Origin of the sequence: Pseudomonas sp. PDM32 (assembly GCF_019219225.1) — a bacterium.
Classification (GTDB): domain Bacteria; phylum Pseudomonadota; class Gammaproteobacteria; order Pseudomonadales; family Pseudomonadaceae; genus Aquipseudomonas; species Aquipseudomonas laurylsulfatiphila.
Window position 1 is genome coordinate 702244 of record NZ_JAHUWE010000001.1, and the last position, 19447, is coordinate 721690.

The 19447-nt window shown below is 60.1% G+C and carries 19 protein-coding genes; 15 read left to right on the plus strand and 4 right to left on the minus strand.

Annotation, left to right across the window (positions count from 1 at the left end; all coding sequences use genetic code 11):
- Window positions 1-36 precede the first annotated feature (36 nt).
- The 9 genes from KW846_RS03205 (at window position 37) to trpE (ending at window position 10046) form a co-directional block, all read left to right on the plus strand.
- Window positions 37-690, plus strand: coding sequence for a response regulator transcription factor (locus KW846_RS03205; protein ID WP_007993216.1), 654 nt, complete (start codon window positions 37-39; stop codon window positions 688-690).
- Between the two features lie 342 nt (window positions 691-1032).
- Window positions 1033-2157: an ABC transporter ATP-binding protein gene (locus KW846_RS03210; protein WP_095964077.1), complete on the plus strand. Its 1125-nt coding sequence runs from the start codon at window positions 1033-1035 to the stop codon at window positions 2155-2157.
- A gap of 48 nt (window positions 2158-2205) precedes the next feature.
- Window positions 2206-3249, plus strand: a complete 1044-nt coding sequence (locus tag KW846_RS03215; RefSeq protein WP_056726652.1) for an ABC transporter substrate-binding protein — start codon at window positions 2206-2208, stop codon at window positions 3247-3249.
- A 183-nt stretch (window positions 3250-3432) separates the two neighbouring features.
- A complete protein-coding gene (locus KW846_RS03220; RefSeq protein WP_007980201.1) occupies window positions 3433-4680 on the plus strand; it encodes an ABC transporter permease in 1248 nt (415 codons plus the stop codon).
- Between the two features lie 12 nt (window positions 4681-4692).
- Window positions 4693-5517: an ABC transporter permease gene (locus tag KW846_RS03225; RefSeq protein WP_007980200.1), complete on the plus strand. Its 825-nt coding sequence runs from the start codon at window positions 4693-4695 to the stop codon at window positions 5515-5517.
- Between the two features lie 224 nt (window positions 5518-5741).
- Window positions 5742-6890: an iron-containing alcohol dehydrogenase gene (locus KW846_RS03230; protein ID WP_218481302.1), complete on the plus strand. Its 1149-nt coding sequence runs from the start codon at window positions 5742-5744 to the stop codon at window positions 6888-6890.
- A gap of 115 nt (window positions 6891-7005) precedes the next feature.
- Entirely contained in the window at window positions 7006-7680 is a 675-nt protein-coding gene (gene rpe / locus KW846_RS03235) for a ribulose-phosphate 3-epimerase (RefSeq protein WP_007980198.1), read from the plus strand.
- Window positions 7677-8495: a phosphoglycolate phosphatase gene (locus KW846_RS03240; RefSeq protein WP_015097053.1), complete on the plus strand. Its 819-nt coding sequence runs from the start codon at window positions 7677-7679 to the stop codon at window positions 8493-8495. Before rpe ends, KW846_RS03240 begins: the two co-directional genes overlap by 4 nt.
- Before the next feature lie 69 nt (window positions 8496-8564).
- Window positions 8565-10046 carry an anthranilate synthase component I gene (trpE, locus tag KW846_RS03245; RefSeq protein ID WP_218481303.1) on the plus strand — a complete coding sequence of 494 codons (1482 nt, stop codon included), beginning with the start codon at window positions 8565-8567 and terminating at the stop codon, window positions 10044-10046.
- 186 nt (window positions 10047-10232) lie between these two features.
- Here the strand turns inward: trpE and estP are convergent, their stop codons facing one another.
- Window positions 10233-12143, minus strand: a complete 1911-nt coding sequence (gene estP / locus KW846_RS03250; protein ID WP_218481304.1) for an esterase EstP — start codon at window positions 12141-12143, stop codon at window positions 10233-10235.
- Window positions 12144-12551: 408 nt separating this feature from the next.
- Here estP and KW846_RS03255 point away from each other — a divergent pair, with 408 nt between their 5' ends.
- The 4 genes from KW846_RS03255 to KW846_RS03270 all read left to right on the plus strand — a co-directional run bounded on the left by KW846_RS03255 (window position 12552) and on the right by KW846_RS03270 (window position 15838).
- The gene (locus KW846_RS03255) at window positions 12552-13145 is read left to right on the plus strand and encodes an aminodeoxychorismate/anthranilate synthase component II (RefSeq protein WP_007980194.1); all 594 of its coding nucleotides are present in this window, start codon (window positions 12552-12554) and stop codon (window positions 13143-13145) included.
- A gap of 9 nt (window positions 13146-13154) precedes the next feature.
- Complete coding sequence (trpD, locus tag KW846_RS03260; RefSeq protein ID WP_218481305.1) at window positions 13155-14204, plus strand: anthranilate phosphoribosyltransferase; 1050 nt, start codon at window positions 13155-13157, stop codon at window positions 14202-14204.
- Entirely contained in the window at window positions 14201-15037 is an 837-nt protein-coding gene (gene trpC, locus KW846_RS03265) for an indole-3-glycerol phosphate synthase TrpC (RefSeq protein ID WP_104449988.1), read from the plus strand. The genes trpD and trpC overlap by 4 nt, the downstream gene beginning before the upstream one ends.
- 99 nt (window positions 15038-15136) lie before the next feature.
- Window positions 15137-15838, plus strand: a complete 702-nt coding sequence (locus KW846_RS03270; RefSeq protein WP_218481306.1) for a lipoate--protein ligase family protein — start codon at window positions 15137-15139, stop codon at window positions 15836-15838.
- Window positions 15839-15848: 10 nt separating this feature from the next.
- Here KW846_RS03270 and crp read toward each other — a convergent pair whose 3' ends face one another.
- On the minus strand, window positions 15849-16493 hold the full coding sequence (crp, locus tag KW846_RS03275; RefSeq protein WP_104449986.1) for a cAMP-activated global transcriptional regulator CRP: 645 nt from the start codon (window positions 16491-16493) through the stop codon (window positions 15849-15851).
- Window positions 16494-16717: 224 nt separating this feature from the next.
- On the opposite strand from crp, the gene KW846_RS03280 reads away from it, so the two are divergent.
- Together KW846_RS03280 and speD are read left to right on the plus strand one after the other, a co-directional pair.
- Window positions 16718-17140 (plus strand): OsmC family protein, encoded by a 423-nt coding sequence (locus tag KW846_RS03280; protein ID WP_003176451.1) that lies wholly within the window; start codon window positions 16718-16720, stop codon window positions 17138-17140.
- 239 nt (window positions 17141-17379) lie between these two features.
- Window positions 17380-18171: an adenosylmethionine decarboxylase gene (gene speD, locus KW846_RS03285; protein ID WP_007980189.1), complete on the plus strand. Its 792-nt coding sequence runs from the start codon at window positions 17380-17382 to the stop codon at window positions 18169-18171.
- A 116-nt stretch (window positions 18172-18287) separates the two neighbouring features.
- On the opposite strand, the gene coq7 is transcribed toward speD, so the two are convergent.
- The gene (coq7, locus tag KW846_RS03290; protein ID WP_116582236.1) at window positions 18288-18935 is read right to left on the minus strand and encodes a 2-polyprenyl-3-methyl-6-methoxy-1,4-benzoquinone monooxygenase; all 648 of its coding nucleotides are present in this window, start codon (window positions 18933-18935) and stop codon (window positions 18288-18290) included.
- A 158-nt stretch (window positions 18936-19093) separates the two neighbouring features.
- Complete coding sequence (locus KW846_RS03295; protein ID WP_218481307.1) at window positions 19094-19432, minus strand: histidine triad nucleotide-binding protein; 339 nt, start codon at window positions 19430-19432, stop codon at window positions 19094-19096.
- Window positions 19433-19447: the final 15 nt, after the last annotated feature.

A 19447-nucleotide genomic window follows, 5' to 3' on the forward strand; every position in this document is an offset into this window, starting at 1 on the left:
TCACAAAATCCCTTGTGGGAGCGGGCTTGCTCGCGAATGATCTTGAATCTGGAGAAGAACGTGATCCGTGTACTGGTAGCCGAAGACCACACCATTGTCCGCGAAGGCATCAAGCAGTTGATTGGCCTGGCCAAGGACTTGCTGGTGGTGGGGGAGGCGAGCAATGGCGAGCAGTTGCTCGACACCTTGCGTCATGTGCCCTGCGAAGTGGTGCTGCTGGACATCTCCATGCCGGGCGTCAATGGCCTGGAGGCCATTCCGCGGATTCGCGCCCTGAACAATCCGCCGGCGATCCTGGTGTTGTCGATGCACGACGAAGCGCAGATGGCCGCCCGGGCGCTGAAAGTCGGGGCCGCCGGTTATGCAACCAAGGACAGCGATCCGGCACTGTTGCTGACGGCCATTCGCAAAGTGGCGTCAGGCGGGCGTTATATCGACCCGGAACTGGCCGACCGTATGGTCTTCGAGGTCGGTCTTACCGACTCGAGGCCATTGCATTCGTTGCTCTCCGAGCGCGAGTTTTCCGTGTTCGAACGCCTGGCCCAAGGCGCGAACGTCAACGACATTGCCCAGCAACTGGCACTGAGCAGCAAGACCATCAGCACCCATAAGGCGCGGCTGATGCAGAAGCTCAACATCACCTCGCTGGCGGAGCTGGTGAAGTACGCGATGGAGCACAAGCTGCTCTAAAGCACACCAATGTACCTGTGGGAGCGGGCTTGCTCGCGAAAACGGAGTATCAGGCCCGGATTTGTCGACTGACACACCGCTTTCGCGAGCAAGCCCGCTCCCACAGGTCCGGTGGTAGCATGTCCATTTGCGACATCCTGCAAATCCGCTTTTGCCTTTGCTTGAAGCTCGCAGCTGACCCCTCGCCCCTGCGTTTGCCAAAACGCGCCATCCTTGTAGGGCAATCCCTACCCCCAACCTTCCATCCGGCTGAGGCGAATCTCTCTTGCCCCCCGATTTGCGTGGTCCCCAGCGTCCACTAGGCTTAACCCCACAGCAGTCATCAATAACAAAGGTGTGGGTATGAGCCAGGTCGATTCAAGCGCAGGGGCCAATGATGTTCTGGTCAGCTTTCGTGGAGTGCAGAAGAGCTACGACGGCGAGAACCTGATCGTCAAAGACCTCAACCTGGACATTCGCAAAGGCGAATTCCTCACGTTGCTCGGGCCGTCCGGCTCCGGCAAGACCACCAGCCTGATGATGCTCGCCGGCTTCGAAACGCCGACCGCAGGCGAAATCCTGTTGGCCGGGCGCGCCATCAACAACGTGCCGCCGCACAAGCGCGACATCGGCATGGTGTTTCAGAACTACGCCTTGTTCCCGCACATGACGGTGGCCGAGAACCTGGCATTCCCGCTGACCGTACGCGGGATGAACAAGAGCGACGTCAGTGCCCGGGTCAAGCGCGTGCTGAGCATGGTCCAGCTCGACAGCTTCGCCCAGCGTTACCCGGCGCAGCTCTCCGGTGGTCAGCAACAGCGTGTGGCCTTGGCCCGGGCGCTGGTGTTCGAGCCGCAACTGGTACTGATGGACGAACCCCTCGGCGCACTCGACAAACAACTGCGTGAACACATGCAGATGGAAATCAAGCACCTGCACCAGCGCCTGGGCGTCACCGTGGTCTACGTGACCCACGATCAGGGCGAAGCCCTGACCATGTCCGACCGTGTGGCGGTGTTCCATCAGGGCGAAATCCAGCAGATCGCGCCGCCGCGCACCCTCTACGAAGAGCCGAAAAATACCTTCGTCGCCAACTTCATCGGCGAGAACAACCGCCTCAATGGCCGCCTGCACAGCCAAACCGGCGACCGTTGCATTGTGGAGCTCGGGCGCGGTGAGAAGGTGGAAGCCCTGGCGGTCAACGTTGGCCAGACCGGCGAGCCGGTGACCCTGTCCATTCGTCCGGAGCGAGTGAGCCTCAACGGCTCCAGCGACCAATGCGTCAACCGCTTCTCCGGGCGGGTCGAGGAATTCATCTATCTGGGCGACCACGTCCGGGTGCGCATGGAAGTCTGCGGCAAGACCGACTTCTTCGTGAAACAACCGATTGCCGAGCTTGATCCCTCGCTCGCCGTCGGCGACGTGGTACCGCTTGGCTGGCAGGTCGAGCACGTGCGCGCGCTTGATCCCCTTCTAGAGGCGAACTGATCGCCCCGGCAATACCAACACCAACCCTGCACGTGGAGAGAACAATAAATGTTGAGATCCCTGAAATTCACCGCTTTGGCACTGGGCATGATGGGCGCGGCACACGCAATGGCGGCCGGCCCTGACCTGACCGTGGTGTCCTTTGGCGGGGCGAACAAGGCGGCTCAGGTCAAAGCCTTCTACGCACCGTGGGAAGCGGCAGGCAACGGCAAGATCGTGGCCGGCGAGTACAACGGCGAAATGGCCAAGGTCAAGGCCATGGTCGACACCAAGAGCGTGTCCTGGGATCTGGTGGAGGTTGAGTCGCCGGAACTGTCCCGTGGTTGCGACGAAGACATGTTCGAACAGCTTGATCCGAAGTTGTTCGGCAAGACCGAAGACTACGTCAAGGGCGCCATCCAGCCGTGCGGCGTGGGTTTCTTCGTGTGGTCGACCGTGCTGGCCTACAACGCCGACAAGCTGAAAACCGCACCGACCAGTTGGGTGGACTTCTGGGACACCAAGCAGTTCCCGGGCAAGCGTGGCCTGCGTAAAGGCGCCAAGTACACCCTGGAATTCGCACTGATGGCCGACGGCGTTGCGCCGAAGGACGTCTACAAAGTGCTGGCCGGCAAAGACGGTCAGGACCGCGCGTTCAAGAAGCTCGATGAACTCAAGCCGAACATCCAGTGGTGGGAAGCCGGTGCACAACCGCCGCAATACCTTGCTTCCGGTGACGTGGTCATGAGTTCGGCCTACAACGGCCGGATCGCTGCCGTGCAGAAAGAAAGCAACCTGAAAGTCGTGTGGAACGGTGGCATCTACGACTTCGACGCATGGGCCATTCCAAAAGGTCTGGATGCCAAGCGTGCTGAAGCAGCGAAGAAGTTCATCGCCTTCTCGGTAATGCCACAGCAGCAGAAGACCTACTCGGAAAACATCGCCTACGGCCCGGCCAACACCCAAGCCGTACCGTTGCTGGCCAAGGATGTCCTGAAGGACATGCCGACCACCCCGGAAAACATCGCCAACCAGGTGCAGATCGACGTCAGCTTCTGGGCTGACAACGGCGAGCAACTGGAACAGCGCTTCAACGCCTGGGCGGCCAAGTAAGACCGCACCGCGGGCTTACGCTGTAGGAGCGAGCTTGCTCGCGAAGACGTCAGTACATTCAACATCGTTGTCGACTGACACTTCGCCTTCGCGAGCAAGCCCGCTCCCACATTTGAACAGAGTGTTTTAAACGATCGAGGTGGTTCTCCGCCTCTGTACGATCAAAGATTCCCGGAGTACGTCATGGCTATCGCCGTTCCCCTGAACGAGGGCACCAGCCCCACCTTGAAGCAGCGGCTCAAGCACGCCGAGCGGGTCAACCGCTGGAAGGCCCAGGCGTTGATCGCGCCGCTGGTGCTGTTTCTGTTGCTGGTGTTCCTGGTGCCGATCGTGGCGCTGCTCTACAAAAGTGTTGGCAACCCGGAAGTGGTCGGCGGCATGCCGCGCACCGTGACTGCCATCGCCAGCTGGGACGGCCGCGGCCTGCCCGCTGAACCGGTTTACAAAGCGGCGGCCGAAGACCTCGCCGAAGCCCGCAAGAACCAGACCCTGGGCGATCTGTCCAAGCGCCTGAACATGGAGCTGGCCGGCTACCGCAGCCTGCTGACCAAAACCGCCCGCGCCTTGCCGCTCGCCACCGAGCCGGCCTCTTATAAGGAAGCGCTGGAAGGCCTCGATGAGCGCTGGGGCGACCCGGCCTACTGGCAAGCGGTGCGCCGCAACACCAGCAGCATCACCCCGTATTACCTGCTGGCGGCTGTCGATCATCGCATCGACGACCTCGGCGAAATCGCCCCGGCCACCCCGGACCAGGCGATCTACCTCGACATCTTTGCCCGCACTTTCTGGATGGGTCTGATCATCACCGTGATCTGCCTGGTGCTGGCGTATCCACTGGCTTACCTGCTGGCCAATCTGCCGTCGCGCCAGAGCAACCTGCTGATGATTCTGGTGCTTTTGCCGTTCTGGACCTCGATCCTGGTACGGGTCGCGGCGTGGATCGTGTTGCTGCAGTCGGGCGGCCTGATCAACAGCGGCCTGATGGCCATGGGCATCATCGACAAGCCGATCGAACTGGTGTTCAACCGCGTCGGTGTCTACATCTCCATGGTGCACATCCTGCTGCCGTTCATGATCCTGCCGATCTACAGCGTGATGAAAGGCATCTCGCCGACTTACATGCGCGCCGCGATTTCCCTCGGCTGCCATCCGTTCGCCAGTTTCTGGCGGGTGTACTTCCCGCAGACCTATGCCGGTGTCGGCGCCGGTTGCCTGTTGGTGTTCATCCTCGCCATCGGCTACTACATCACCCCGGCATTGCTGGGCAGCCCGAACGATCAGATGGTCAGCTACTTCGTCGCCTTCTACACCAACACCAGCATCAACTGGGGCATGGCGACCGCACTCGGTGGGCTGCTGTTGCTCGCAACGGTCGTGCTTTATCTGATTTACAGCTGGCTGGTGGGCGCGAGCCGCCTGCGCCTGAGCTAAGGGGAGAACGAAATGCTGAGTCCTTACATGTCGCCCATCGAACGGGTGTGGTTCTACAGCTTGCGGATTCTCTGCGGCTTGATTCTGTTGTTCCTGATCCTGCCGGTGCTGGTGATCATTCCGCTGTCGTTCAACTCCGGCAGTTTCCTGGTGTACCCGCTGCAAGGTTTCTCACTGCAGTGGTACCACGATTTCTTCGCCTCGGCGGAGTGGATGCGCGCCCTGAAGAACAGCATCATCGTCGCCCCGGCGGCCACGGTGCTGGCCATGGTCTTCGGTACATTGGCGGCGATCGGCCTGACCCGCGGCGACTTCCCCGGCAAGGCGCTGGTGATGGCGCTGGTGATTTCGCCGATGGTGGTGCCGGTGGTGATCATCGGTGTGGCCAGTTACCTGTTCTTCGCTCCGCTGGGGCTGGGTAACAGTTTCTTCTCGCTGATCGTGGTGCATGCGGTGTTGGGTGTGCCGTTTGTGATCATCACCGTGTCGGCGACCTTGCAGGGGTTCAACCACAATCTGGTGCGAGCTGCAGCGAGCCTGGGCGCTTCGCCGCTGACCACGTTCCGCCGGGTGACCTTGCCGCTGATCGCGCCGGGCGTGATCTCGGGGGCGCTGTTCGCCTTCGCGACGTCGTTCGATGAGGTGGTGGTGACGCTGTTCCTCGCCGGCCCTGAACAAGCGACCCTGCCACGGCAGATGTTCAGCGGCATCCGCGAAAACCTCAGCCCGACCATCGCCGCCGCCGCGACGCTGCTGATTGCCTTCTCGGTGATCCTGTTGCTGACCCTTGAATGGCTGCGTGGGCGTAGCGAGAAACTGCGGACCGCGCAGGTCTGAAGCCACGCCCCGATCACCTGTAGGAGCGAGCCTGCTCGCGATGGTCGTCAACGATAACGCTGGAAGCCTGACACCCAGCGGCGTTTTCAAGTCCATCGCGAGCAAGCTCGCTCCTACATGGGTTCTCCAGAGTCTGTTCGGACATTCATGGCCTGAATGCCAGACAAACCCCAATCCCCAGCTACTATTGTGCCCAGCTCCCCTACCTATAAGAGGCTGCGCACATGAGTCTTTCCTCTTTCAAGATCGCTCACAAACTGATCACCGGCGCAGGTGCCATCGAGCAGCTGTCCGCCGAGCTGACGCGTCTGGACATTGATAATCCGCTGATCGTCACCGATGCCGCCCTGGTCAAGTCCGGTACGGTAGAGCTGGCACTGGCGCAGTTGGGCGAACGCAGCTACGAGATTTTCGACCGGGTGCTGCCGGACCCGGAAATCGCTATTGTCGAAGATTGCATGCAGGTGTACCGCGACGGTGGGCATGACGGCCTGATCGGCCTGGGCGGCGGCAGTGCCATCGACATCGCCAAGAGCGTGGCGGCCTATGCCGGATACCACGGTGCGCTGGAGGATCTGTTCGGTATCGATCAGGTCCCGCGCAAAGGCCCGCCGTTGATCGCTATCCCGACCACGGCCGGCACCGGTTCGGAAGTGACCAACGTCGCCATCCTTTCCGACAAGGTCGCGCAACTGAAAAAGGGCATCGTCAGCGACTACCTGTTGCCGGACGTGGCGCTGGTCAGTCCGCAAATGACCCTGACCTGTCCGCGCAGCGTCACGGCGGCCAGCGGCGTCGATGCGCTGGTGCATGCCATCGAATCCTATCTGTCGGTCAATGCCTCGCCGATTACCGATGCCCTGGCCATTGGCGCCATCAAGTTGATCGCCAAGGCCCTGCCCAAGGCCTACGCCAACCCGTCGAACCTGCAAGCCCGGGAAGACATGGCCACCGCCAGCCTGATGGCCGGCATGGCGTTCGGGAATGCCGGGGTCGGCGCGGTGCATGCGCTGGCGTATCCGCTGGGCGGACGTTTCAACATTGCCCATGGCGTGAGCAATGCCTTGCTACTGCCCCATGTCATGACCTGGAACAAGATGGCCTGCATCGAACGGATGCAGGATATCGCCGAGGCCATGGGCGTGAAGACCGCTCATCTGAGTGTCAACGAAGCGGCTGACAAAGCCGTGCAAGCCATGACCGAGCTGTGTGCCGCTGTGGAAATTCCCCAGGGCCTGCGCAGTTTCGGCGTACCCGAGGACGCCATCGCGTCCATGGCCGTGGAAGCGGCGGGGATCGAGCGCCTGATGCGCAATAACCCGCGCAAGTTGAGTGCCGTCGATATCGAGAAGATCTATCGCGCGGCGTACTAGAGACTCTGCCATTGATGAATGATGGCAAGGTCCAATCATCGCGCTCACGGTGCGCGCGTCAAAGCATGAGGTATACAATGCGCGCCATCGTGATTCTGCTCAGAAAAGGTGCGTCATGCAGCCCTTCGTAATTGCTCCGTCGATTCTCTCCGCCGACTTCGCCCGCCTGGGTGAAGAAGTGGACAATGTCCTGGCCGCCGGCGCCGACTTCGTGCACTTCGATGTCATGGACAATCACTACGTACCGAACCTGACCATCGGCCCGATGGTCTGCTCGGCACTGCGCAAGTACGGCGTGACCGCGCCGATCGACGCGCACCTGATGGTCAGCCCGGTGGACCGCATCGTCGGCGACTTCATCGAAGCCGGTGCGACCTACATTACCTTCCACCCGGAAGCCACCCAGCACGTCGACCGCTCCCTGCAACTGATCCGTGAAGGCGGCTGCAAGTCGGGCCTGGTGTTCAACCCGGCGACCCCGCTGGACGTACTCAAGTACGTGATGGACAAGGTCGACATGATCCTGCTGATGAGCGTCAACCCGGGCTTCGGCGGGCAGAAGTTCATCCCCGGCACCCTCGACAAACTGCGTGAAGCGCGGGCCTTGATCGATGCTTCGGGCCGTGACATTCGCCTGGAAATCGACGGCGGCGTGAACGTCAACAACATTCGCGAAATCGCTGCGGCCGGTGCTGACACCTTCGTCGCCGGCTCGGCCATCTTCAATGCGCCGAACTATCAGGAAGTCATCGACAAGATGCGCTCCGAACTGGCGCTGGCTCGCCCATGAGTGGCTTTGAGCAGCTGTTCCCGGGGCAATTGCCACGGCTGGTGATGTTCGATCTGGACGGCACGTTGATCGATTCGGTCCCGGACCTGGCAGTGGCTGTGGACAAGATGCTGCTCAATCTCGGTCGCCAACCCGCGGGCCTGGAAGCGGTACGCGAATGGGTCGGCAATGGCGCGCCGGTTCTGGTGCGTCGCGCGCTGGCCGGCGGCATCGATCATTCGGCGGTCGATAACGCCGAGGCCGAACGGGCGTTGGAGTATTTCATGCAAGCCTATGGCGAGAGCCATGAGCTGACGGTGGTTTACCCCGGCGTGCGCGATACCCTCAAATGGCTGCAAAAGCAGGGTGTCGAGATGGCGCTGATCACCAACAAGCCGGAGCGTTTCGTCGCGCCGCTGCTGGATCAGATGAAGATCGGCCGTTATTTCCGCTGGATCATCGGCGGCGACACCCTGCCACAGAAAAAACCCGATCCGGCCGCGCTGTTTTTCGTGATGAAAATGGCCAACATTCCGGCTTCGCAGTCGTTGTTCGTCGGCGATTCACGCAGCGATGTGCTGGCGGCGAAAGCGGCGGGGGTCAAGTGTGTGGCCCTGAGCTACGGCTATAACCATGGGCGGCCGATCGCCGAAGAATCGCCGGCGCTGGTGATCGACGACCTGCGCAAACTAATTCCCGGTTGCCTGGATCCGGCCGCTGAGATAACGTTGGCCGACGCTGTCAAACCCCCTTCTGGAAACGCCATCGTGGTGGTCACTCGCAAACTCTGGATGAAAGTCATCAAGGCCCTGGCCCGCTGGCGTTGGCGCGCCTGACTTGATCCTGGCCGGTTTCCGGCGCGTTTGCATACCTGACTGTTCGACCCTCAAGCCACGAGGCACCTCATGATCCGCGAAGAATTCCTGCGTTTGGCCGCTGCCGGCTACAACCGCATTCCGCTTGCCTGCGAAACCCTGGCCGACTTCGACACGCCGCTGTCGATCTACCTGAAGCTGGCCGACGAGCCCAATTCCTACTTGCTGGAGTCCGTACAGGGCGGCGAGAAGTGGGGCCGTTACTCGATCATCGGCTTGCCATGCCGCACTGTGCTGCGGGTTCATGACCATCACGTCAGCGTGACCGTCGACGGCGTCGAGACCGAAAGCCACGACGTGGAAGACCCGCTGGCCTTCGTCGAAACCTTCAAGGCCCGCTACAACGTGCCGACCATCGCCGGCCTGCCGCGTTTCAACGGCGGCCTGGTGGGCTACTTCGGTTATGACTGCGTGCGTTACGTGGAGAAGCGTCTGGGCAAGTGCCCGAACCCGGATCCGCTTGGCGTACCGGACATTCTGCTGATGGTCTCCGACGCCGTCGTGGTGTTCGACAACCTCGCCGGCAAGATGCACGCCATCGTGCTGGCCGACCCGGCGCAGGAAGATGCCTTCGAGCAGGGCCAGGCACGCCTGGAAGAACTGCTGGAAAAACTCCGTCAACCAATCACCCCGCGCCGTGGCCTGGACTTCAGCCAGCAACAATCGGCCGACCCGGTATTCCGCTCCAGCTTCACCCAGGACGATTACGAAAAAGCGGTCGATACCATCAAGGAATACATCCTGGCCGGTGACTGCATGCAGGTCGTGCCGTCCCAGCGCATGTCGATCGACTTCAAGGCCGCGCCGATCGATCTGTACCGCGCGCTGCGCTGCTTCAACCCGACGCCTTACATGTACTTCTTCAATTTTGGCGACTTCCACGTCGTCGGCAGTTCGCCGGAAGTGCTGGTGCGGGTCGAAGACAACCTGATTACCGTGCGCCCGATTGCCGGCACCCGCCCACGCGGGGCCAATGAAGAAGCTGATCTGGCGCTGGAAAAAGACCTGCTGTCGGACGACAAGGAAATCGCCGAACACTTGATGCTGATCGACCTTGGTCGCAACGACACCGGTCGCGTCTCGGAAATCGGCTCGGTGAAGCTCACCGAGAAAATGGTCATCGAGCGTTATTCCAACGTGATGCACATCGTGTCCAACGTTACCGGGCAACTAAAGGCCGGGCTGACGGCAATGGACGCGCTGCGGGCGATTCTGCCGGCGGGCACCTTGTCTGGCGCACCGAAGATTCGCGCGATGGAAATCATCGACGAACTGGAGCCGGTCAAGCGTGGCGTCTACGGCGGTGCGGTCGGTTACTTCGCCTGGAACGGCAACATGGACACCGCGATTGCGATCCGCACGGCGGTGATCAAGAACGGCGAGCTGCACGTGCAGGCCGGTGGCGGCATCGTCGCCGACTCGGTGCCGGCATTGGAATGGGAAGAAACCCTGAACAAGCGCCGCGCAATGTTCCGTGCCGTGGCCCTGGCCGAACAAACCCCGAACACCTGAGTTCACCGCTAGCCCTGTGGCGAGGGCGCTTTTGTGGCGAGGGAGCTTGCTCCCGCTGGCCTGCGACGCAGGCCCCAACGACGACTGCTTCGCAGCCGAACGCGAGCAAGCTCGCTCGCCACAATAAGTGTTCAGCATAAAAAAACGCGGCGCCTGTAAGGGCGCCGCGTTTTTATTGCCGGCACATCAGAAGTCCAGCGCAACACCTACGTTGATGCCTTGTTGGGTGAAGTCGTCGTCCCTGCGAATGTTGTAGCTGGCGCGCAATGCCAGGTCGCGGGTGAGGTTGTGGCTCACCCCCAGGTTCACACGCTGCAAGTGGCTTTGCGGGGTGTAGCCTTCCAGCGTGAACTGGTTGTTCGGCAAGCTGTTGAGGTTGATGCCCACGTCCTGGGTATCGTCGTTGTACTCACGCTCGATTGCCGCCTCGCCGAACACCTGGGTTTGCGGAGTGATCTGGTATTTGCCCTGCAGGCCAGCCCCCAGGCGTCGGGAAATCACTTCCTGATCGGCAAAGGTCAGCGCCGTGGAATCGTTGCCGTCCTCCGAGTAGCCGTCGACTTTCGCCTTGGAGAAATCAGCGCTGATAAACGGCGACACGTGCCAAGGGCTGCTGGCATGTTGTGCAATGTCGTAACCCAGGCGAGCGCTGAAGGCTTCGATGTAGCCGCTGGTATCGCCTTTTTCACTGCGTTCGTTGGCACCCAGCTGGAACTTGCGCTTGAGGCTGTCGTAATCCAGATGGCCGGCCGTCAACGCCACGTCAGCCCAGACACGGTTTTGCTGGTATTGGGCGAATGCCGTGCCCAGGTAAGAGTTGAGCTTGTAGTCGGAATCGTTGCTGCCGGCTTCGAGTTTCTGGTTATAGAAACCCGCCGCCAGGCCGACGCGCCAGGCATCATCGATGCGGTAGCTGCCTCCGATGTTCAGGTTGGCTCCGTTGCCGTCGGCACTGACCGCGCTGTCCTGACTGTCAAAGTCCTGATGCTGTCCGCCGCCAGAAACAATGGCTCGCCATTGGCCGACGCCCTGCCAGTTTTGCCAATCGGCCAGCCACTGGTTGCGCAATTCATCCTGATGCGCGCGCAGGGTGCCCTGGGCCATTTCCGGCAGTAACGTCAGCTCCCACGGTGCTGCCAACAGGGAGTACGCGTAGTCGGCAATCAGTCGCTGCCCGGCTTCTGTGGGATGCACGGAGTCGTTGTAGATCAGTTTGGTCGGGTCCGGCGTGGCGCTGTTGATGCCGTAACGGGCATTCTCGGTACACCCATTGCCGCTGAAGCAGGTGGCGATGAGGTTCTGGTCGGTGGCCAGGCCAAACTGCGCCGGGTTGGCGAACGTCTCTTTGAGCAGTACCGGAATGTTGAGCGGGATGACTTCGGCATTGATGTTCTGCAGTCGGCTGACCAATTCATTATTGAACTGGGCGCTGAGTTGGGACGTGAACGCTTGCAGCGGGGTGCCGTTGAACGCCGGGGTAAAGCCGATATCGGGCAGCAACCAGACCATGACGTATTTGGCGCCGGCGGTTTGCAGTGTCTGCACGCTGTCGGCCAGTCGGTCGGCGGCGGCACTGGCCTGGGGCAGGCTGGTGACGCGACCTTGCAGGAAGTCGTTGCCGCCACCCGACAGGTAATACAGCGCATTCGGGTCGGCACGGAAGTTGTTCGATGGCAGGTAGCCGGCACGGGTGCGTTCGCCGGTGGCGGAAACGCTGGTGATCGAATCCAGGATCTGATCCGTGCGGTAACCGCCGACGGCCCAGTTGTTGCCATCGGGCTGGCCATTGTTGGCACGCACCGCCGAAGATGATGACGCAGTCTGGTCCGCCGAGAACCCGAGTTTTCCACCCAGTATCTGCGTGGAGTTGAGCGAGCGGACTTCGCCGCTGCCATCCAGATACACCGGCCCCGTCCGGTTGGTAAAGCGCTGCGTCGCCCCGGCAGGGCCGCCGGTGTCGGCAAAGGTCCCGGCGTCGTTTAGGCTGTCCCCGAAGACCACGAAATTTGTATAAGGATTGGGTGCGGCGTTCGCCTGGGCGCATGCCATCGCGAGCAAGCATCCTGCGAGCGGTACAAACAACGACTGTTTGATCATGAGCAAGTCCGTTTATTTATTGTTGTAGTGAACGAAACGACAGTACCAAAAACGTTCGGCCTTTTGCCATCTGTCGCGAAGCCTTTGATAGTTTCGCGGGCAGTAGCCCCGGCGATATTGCACGCTCTGCCCAGCTAAGTTACTGTGCCGGGACGTACGAACGAGACCTTCCCCGTGTTGATCATCAGTAAACTCCTGGATCAAGTCATCAAGGCACACGCCCGCTGGCGTTGGCGCGCCTGAATTCTTTTGCCGGCCTCGCCGGACCTGTACCGCTTCGCCTTCTTTACCTGTTTGAAATGCCGCTTTGCTGGCGCTCCTCCAGCACCTGACAAAGCGCAGCGCTCTGCGGGTCAATCATTCGAAGGCCATTTTTAAAGTCAGTGAATTCAAGAGGTTATTAACGCCATGTTGCTGATGATCGATAACTACGACTCCTTTACCTACAACGTTGTGCAGTACCTGGGCGAGCTCGGTTCCCAGGTCAAAGTCGTGCGCAACGATGAACTGACCATCGCTGAAATCGAAGCCCTCAATCCTGAGCGCATCGTTGTGTCCCCCGGTCCTTGCACCCCGACCGAAGCCGGCATCTCGATTGAAGCGATCAAGCATTTCGCCGGCAAACTGCCGATTCTTGGCGTCTGCCTGGGTCACCAGTCCATCGGCCAGGCCTTTGGCGGCGATGTGGTGCGCGCCCGCCAAGTGATGCACGGTAAGACTAGCCCGGTATTTCACGAGGACAAGGGTGTATTCGCAGGCCTGAACCGTCCACTGACGGTGACCCGCTATCATTCATTGATCGTCAAGCGCGAAACCCTGCCCGATTGCCTGGAGCTGACGGCCTGGACACAGCTTGAAGACGGCTCGGTCGACGAGATCATGGGCCTGCGCCACAAGACCCTGAACATCGAAGGCGTACAGTTTCACCCGGAATCGATTCTCACCGAGCAGGGCCACGAACTGTTCGCCAACTTCCTCAAACAAACCGGCGGCACGCGCTAAGGACTTATCATGAACATCAAGACAGCCCTGAGCCGTATCGTTGATCACCTCGACCTCAGCACCGATGAAATGCGCGATGTGATGCGCGAAATCATGACCGGGCAATGCACGGACGCACAGATCGGTGCGTTCATGATGGCCATGCGCATGAAGAGCGAAAGCATCGACGAAATCGTCGGCGCGGTGTCGGTGATGCGCGAACTGGCGGACAAGGTCGAACTCAAGACCCTCGACGGTGTAGTCGATGTAGTGGGCACCGGCGGCGACGGCGCCAATATCTTCAACGTGTCGACCGCTTCCGCTTTCGTGGTTGCCGCTGCTGGCTGCACCGTGGCCAAGCATGGCAACCGTGCGGTGTCGGGCAAGAGCGGCAGCGCCGATCTGCTGGAGGCGGCCGGCATCTACCTGAACCTGACGCCGGTGCAAGTGGCGCGCTGCATTGACAACGTTGGTATTGGTTTCATGTTTGCCCAGACTCATCACTCTGCGATGAAATACGCCGCCAGCCCGCGTCGTGATCTTGGCTTGCGCACTTTGTTCAACATGCTCGGCCCGCTTACGAATCCGGCCGGTGTGAAGCATCAGGTGGTGGGCGTATTCACCCAGGCCTTGTGCCGGCCGCTGGCGGAAGTGCTGCAGCGCCTGGGCAGCAAGCATGTGCTGGTGGTGCATTCGAAGGATGGCCTGGACGAATTCAGCCTGGCCGCACCGACGTTTGTCGCTGAGCTGAAGGATGATCAGATCACCGAGTATTGGGTCGAGCCGGAAGACCTGGGCATGAAGAGTCAGAGCCTGCATGGTCTGGCCGTGGAAAGCCCGGCGGCGTCCCTGGAGCTGATTCGCGATGCCCTGGGCAAGCGCAAGACCGAGAACGGTCAAAAAGCGGCCGAGATGATCATGCTCAATGCCGGTGCCGCCCTGTATGCGGCCGACCATGCCAGCAGTTTGAAAGAGGGAGTTGCACTTGCGCACGATGCGCTGCACACCGGCCTCGCTCGAGAAAAGCTAGAGGAATTGGGTGCATTTACCGCGGTATTCAAAGTGGAGAATGAAGGATGAGTGTACCGACGGTTCTGGAAAAGATTCTGGCGCGCAAAGTTGAGGAAGTGGCCGAGCGCAGCGCTCGCGTCAGCCTCGCCGAGCTGGAAAACCTGGCCAGGATGGCCGATGCACCTCGTGGTTTTGCCAAGGCATTGCTGGCTCAGGCCAAGCTGAAGCAACCGGCAGTCATTGCTGAAATCAAGAAGGCTTCGCCGAGCAAAGGCGTGATCCGCGAGAACTTCGTTCCCGCCGATATCGCCAGAAGCTACGAGAAGGGCGGCGCGACCTGCCTGTCGGTACTCACCGACATCGACTACTTCCAGGGCGCCGACGCGTACCTGCAGCAGGCCCGCGCGGCGTGCCAGCTGCCGGTGATCCGCAAGGACTTCATGATCGATCCCTACCAGATCGTCGAAGCCCGTGCCCTGGGTGCCGATTGCGTGCTGTTGATCGTGTCGGCGCTGGATGACGTGAAAATGGCCGAACTGGCAGCCGTGGCCAAAAGCGTCAACCTTGATGTGCTGGTGGAAGTCCACGACGGCGATGAATTGGAACGGGCCTTGAAAACCCTCGATACTCCGCTGGTTGGCGTGAACAACCGCAACCTGCACACCTTCGATGTCAGCCTGGAAACCACCCTCGACCTGTTGCCGCGTATTCCGCGCGATCGACTGGTCATCACCGAGAGCGGCATTCTCAACCGCGCCGATGTCGAACTGATGGAAATCAGCGACGTCTACGCGTTCCTGGTCGGCGAAGCGTTCATGCGCGCCGAAAGCCCGGGTACCGAGTTGCAGCGTCTGTTCTTCCCCGAGCGTGGCGTTCCAGTCAGCGGCTCGACCCTCGACTAAACACATCTTCATAGGCAAACCGCTTCCCCTGTGGGAGCGAGCTTGCCCGCGAAGAGACCCGCAAATCCCCTAGAGACCTCAGGTCTGTCGGAGCCTTCCATGTCGCTGCCAACCTCCCTGACCATCGAAGCCGGCCTGCAAGCCGAACAAAATCTGTTGGCCTCGGTTTGTGCAGGCGACGCGGAGTTCGGCCTGTTGTTCTGGCAGCCGAGTGATCAGGCATTGGTCATGCCGCGCCGCTTGAATCGCTTGCCGGGTTTCGAGGCTGCCTGTGAAGTGTCGGCGGCGGCCGGTTGGCCGGTGCTGCTGCGCGATACCGGCGGCGAACCGGTTCCACAATCCGCCACTACGATCAATATCGCCCTGGTTTACGCGCCACCACGCAGCGAAGGTGATTTGAACCGCATCGAAACCGGTTACCGGCGCCTCTGCGACCCCATCTGCCAGTTGCTGGATGAATTGGGTGGCTCGTCGTCCCTGGGCGAAATCGACGGTGCGTTCTGCGATGGCCGCTTCAACGTCAATCTCGACGGGCGCAAAATGGTTGGCACCGCCCAGCGCTGGCGCCAGAGCCAGGGTGGTCAGCGTCCGGTGGGCCTGGTGCACGGTGCGATGTTGATGGATGACGACCGAGCGTCAATGGTCGCCGCGGTCAATCGCTTCAACGAGGCCTGTGGTCTGGAACAACGAGTACGCGCCGAAAGCCACATCGCATTGCATGAGAAGTTCACGGCGCCCGATGCACTGGCGCGCCTCGACGAACTCTATCGATTGATGCTGGCACAGATGTTCGGCGGCTAGGTTTTCGAGCTTATCGCGTACCGAAGACCACCATGGTCTTGCCTTTGACGTCCACCAGGTTGCGTTCTTCCAGATCCTTGAGCACGCGCCCGACCATCTCCCGGGAACAACCGACAATCCGCCCGATTTCCTGACGGGTCACCTTGATTTGCATGCCATCGGGGTGGGTCATGGCGTCTGGCTGTTTGCACAGCTCCAGCAGGCAGCGGGCAACGCGGCCGGTCACGTCAAAAAATGCCAGGTCACCGACCTTACGCGTGGTGTTGCGCAGGCGCTGTGCGATTTGTCCGCTGAGGACGTAAAGAATGTCCGGGTCCTGCTGGGACAACTCGCGGAATTTTGCGTAGCTGATTTCCGCGACTTCGCATTCGACCTTGGCCCGCACCCAGGCACTGCGCTCCTGCTCCAGGCCGGCTTGCTCAAACAGGCCCAACTCACCGAAAAAATCCCCGGCGTTCAGGTAGGAAATGATCATTTCCCGTCCGTCATCATCCTCGATCAGGATGGTGACTGAGCCTTTGATGATGAAGAACAGCGTTTCCGAGCGGTCACCGGCACAAATGATGTTGCTCTTGGCCTGATAGCGGCGGCGCTGGCAATGCATCAACAGCTTGTCGAGGTTCTTGAGCTTGGGGTTGGGGGCAATAGCAACCATGGTTGTATCCCGAAAAGACTGCACGGTATGGTTTTTATAAATAGCGAACGCAGGAGTGAGGCTGGCCATGCGCCATTGAATTGGCGTCAGCTTACCAGACACCTCCTGAAGTATTCGAGCATTTACCTACAAGGCAGTGGGATATGTCCTAGGACGGCGGGCGCTGTCAATCTCGGGGGCTGTGCTAAGCTGGCGACCCTTTTTTATACAGTGGAGTCTTGGCGATGAAGGCACGCATCCAATGGGCTGGCGAAGCCATGTTCCTCGGCGAATCCGGTAGCGGTCATGTCGTGGTCATGGACGGTCCGCCCGAGGCCGGCGGACGTAACTTGGGTGTCCGGCCGATGGAAATGCTGCTGCTGGGTGTCGGCGGTTGCAGCAATTTCGACGTGGTCAGCATCCTCAAGAAGTCCCGCCAGGCCGTCGAGAGCTGCGAAGCCTTCCTCGAAGCCGAGCGCGCGACCGAAGATCCAAAGGTTTTCACCAAGATCCACATGCACTTCGTGGTCAAGGGCCGCGGGCTGAAAGAGGCCCAGGTCAAACGCGCCATTGAATTGTCTGCCGAGAAGTATTGCTCGGCCTCGATCATGCTCGGCGCGGCTGGCGTGGCAATTACTCACGACTACGAGATCATCGAGCTCGGTTGAATCGACATTCAACTATCATAAAAGCAGTGCAGACTCTGGCGAACACAAGCTGACGTCTGCATAATGCGCCACTTTTTTCAGGGTAGTGGCCCGTCAGCCGACAGGCCTCGCACCCGAACAGACAACCAAAATCGCCATCGCGAAGAGGTGTTAACCGTCCTACGCAGGTGCGTTGTTCGCATCTGACGGGCATGCTTGATCACGCGGCCGGGCCGCAAACACATAGAGAGTTTTTAACGGTGAAAAGCAAACTCAAGCTCCACGGGTTCAATAACCTGACAAAGACCTTGAGCTTCAACATCTATGACATCTGCTACGCGGAAACCCCGCAAGACCAGCAGGCTTACGTCGAGTACATCAATAAAGAGTACAACGCGAAACGCCTGACGCAGATCCTCACGGAAGTTGTCGATATCATTGGTGCCAACATCCTGAACATTGCCAGTCAGGACTATGAGCCGCAGGGCGCCAGCGTCACGATTCTGATCTCCGAAGAGCCGGTAACCCCGACCGACAGTCAGATAGAAGAGTCTCCGGGCCCGCTGCCCGAAATCATTCTGGCCCACCTCGACAAGAGCCACATCACGGTGCACACCTACCCGGAAATCCATCCGGTCAGCGGTATTGCAACCTTCCGTGTGGACATCGACGTGTCGACTTGCGGGGTCATTTCACCGCTTAAAGCGCTCAACTTCCTGATTCACCAGTTCGATTCGGACATCGTGACCGTGGACTACCGTGTGCGCGGCTTCACCCGTGACGTTGAGGGCAAAAAGCACTTCATCGACCACGAGATCAACTCGATCCAGAACTACCTCTCCGATGACACTCGCGACGCGTACCAGATGACCGACGTGAACGTGTACCAGGAAAACCTGTTCCACACCAAAATGCTGCTGAAGAACTTCGAGCTGGATAACTACCTGTTCGGTGACGCCACCAGCAACCTGTCCTCTGAGCAACGTGCCCAGGTGACCGAGCGGGTGAAACACGAAATGCTCGAAATCTTCTACGCGCGCAACATGGCGTAAGGTTCTCGAGCACAAAAAAGGCGACTTCCTTGCGGTAGTCGCCTTTTTTATTGCCGAAGTGCAGCCCTGTGGGAGCGGGCTTGCCCGCGAAGAGGCCCTCACAGGCGACCGGGAAATCAGATCCGGTAAGTACTCTTGGTCATCACCTTGGCCATCAGACTCATCCCGAACTTCACCGGCGCCGGAAAGCGGAACCCGCCAGCCTCCAGCGCGCTTTCGGCATGCTGTTCTTCATCGATACGCATCTGCTCAAGAATCGCCCGGGATTTCTCATCCTCGGCCGGCAATTGCTCCAGGTGTTCGTTCAGGTGCTTGCACACCTGGTCTTCCGTTGCCGCCACGAAGCCCAGGCTGACTTTGTCGCTGATCAGGCCGGCCACGGCGCCAATTCCGAACGACATGCCATAAAACAGCGGATTGAGGATGCTGGTGTGGCTGCCCAGTTGATGGAGGCGTTGTTCGCACCAGACCAGATGATCGATTTCTTCTTCGGCGGCATGTTCCATGGCGGCACGCACCTGCGGCAGTCTGGCGGTCAGCGCCTGCCCCTGATACAGCGCCTGGGCGCAGACTTCGCCGGTATGGTTGATGCGCATCAGGCCGGCAACGTGGCGCGTGTCTTCGTCGCTCATTTTTGCATCGGGCTGCACGATGGCCGGCGACGGACGGTACGGCTGGCCGCTGAAGGGCAGCAGGGTGCGCATCGCGGCATCGGCTTGCAGCAGAAGGCGGTCAATGGGCGAGTAGTGACGTTGGGTAGTCATGCTGACCTCCGGGGGGAATTTCGGCGGCCAGTTTAACCCAATCGGCCGGGGATGGTTTGCGCTGGGTCAAAAGCGAAAAAAGATCGCAGCCTTCGGCAGCTCCTGCAGAGATCGGTGTAGGAGCTGCCGAAGGCTGCGATCTTTGAGGGCTTGGCGAATCAGCCCGGCGGCCAGTGCATCTGGCGCTGACCCAGCACGTGCATATGAATGTGGTAGACGGTTTGCCCGCCTTCTTCATTGCAGTTCATGACAACGCGGAAACCTTTTTCGCAGCCCAGTTCCAGGGCCAGGCGCTGGGCGGTGAACAGAATGTGTCCAGCCAGTGCCTTGTCGTCCTCCGTCAGATCGTTCAGGGTGCGAACCGGCTTCTTCGGGATCACCAGGAAATGTACCGGTGCCTGTGGGGAAATGTCGTGGAAGGCCAGTACCTGGTCGTCCTCGTAAATGATATTCGCCGGGATTTCCCGGTTGATGATCTTGGTGAACAGAGTATCCACAGCTGTTTTCTCCGT

What these genes read in the sequence shown, in the direction of transcription:
- KW846_RS03205 (WP_007993216.1), top strand. Translation starts at nt 37, where the DNA reads ATGATCTTGAATCTGGAGAAGAACGTGATCCGTGTACTGGTAGCCGAA.
- KW846_RS03210 (WP_095964077.1), top strand. Translation starts at nt 1,033, where the DNA reads ATGAGCCAGGTCGATTCAAGCGCAGGGGCCAATGATGTTCTGGTCAGC.
- KW846_RS03215 (WP_056726652.1), top strand. Translation starts at nt 2,206, where the DNA reads ATGTTGAGATCCCTGAAATTCACCGCTTTGGCACTGGGCATGATGGGC.
- KW846_RS03220 (WP_007980201.1), top strand. Translation starts at nt 3,433, where the DNA reads ATGGCTATCGCCGTTCCCCTGAACGAGGGCACCAGCCCCACCTTGAAG.
- KW846_RS03225 (WP_007980200.1), top strand. Translation starts at nt 4,693, where the DNA reads ATGCTGAGTCCTTACATGTCGCCCATCGAACGGGTGTGGTTCTACAGC.
- KW846_RS03230 (WP_218481302.1), top strand. Translation starts at nt 5,742, where the DNA reads ATGAGTCTTTCCTCTTTCAAGATCGCTCACAAACTGATCACCGGCGCA.
- rpe (WP_007980198.1), top strand. Translation starts at nt 7,006, where the DNA reads ATGCAGCCCTTCGTAATTGCTCCGTCGATTCTCTCCGCCGACTTCGCC.
- KW846_RS03240 (WP_015097053.1), top strand. Translation starts at nt 7,677, where the DNA reads ATGAGTGGCTTTGAGCAGCTGTTCCCGGGGCAATTGCCACGGCTGGTG.
- trpE (WP_218481303.1), top strand. Translation starts at nt 8,565, where the DNA reads ATGATCCGCGAAGAATTCCTGCGTTTGGCCGCTGCCGGCTACAACCGC.
- estP (WP_218481304.1), bottom strand. Translation starts at nt 12,143, where the DNA reads ATGATCAAACAGTCGTTGTTTGTACCGCTCGCAGGATGCTTGCTCGCG.
- KW846_RS03255 (WP_007980194.1), top strand. Translation starts at nt 12,552, where the DNA reads ATGTTGCTGATGATCGATAACTACGACTCCTTTACCTACAACGTTGTG.
- trpD (WP_218481305.1), top strand. Translation starts at nt 13,155, where the DNA reads ATGAACATCAAGACAGCCCTGAGCCGTATCGTTGATCACCTCGACCTC.
- trpC (WP_104449988.1), top strand. Translation starts at nt 14,201, where the DNA reads ATGAGTGTACCGACGGTTCTGGAAAAGATTCTGGCGCGCAAAGTTGAG.
- KW846_RS03270 (WP_218481306.1), top strand. Translation starts at nt 15,137, where the DNA reads ATGTCGCTGCCAACCTCCCTGACCATCGAAGCCGGCCTGCAAGCCGAA.
- crp (WP_104449986.1), bottom strand. Translation starts at nt 16,493, where the DNA reads ATGGTTGCTATTGCCCCCAACCCCAAGCTCAAGAACCTCGACAAGCTG.
- KW846_RS03280 (WP_003176451.1), top strand. Translation starts at nt 16,718, where the DNA reads ATGAAGGCACGCATCCAATGGGCTGGCGAAGCCATGTTCCTCGGCGAA.
- coq7 (WP_116582236.1), bottom strand. Translation starts at nt 18,935, where the DNA reads ATGACTACCCAACGTCACTACTCGCCCATTGACCGCCTTCTGCTGCAA.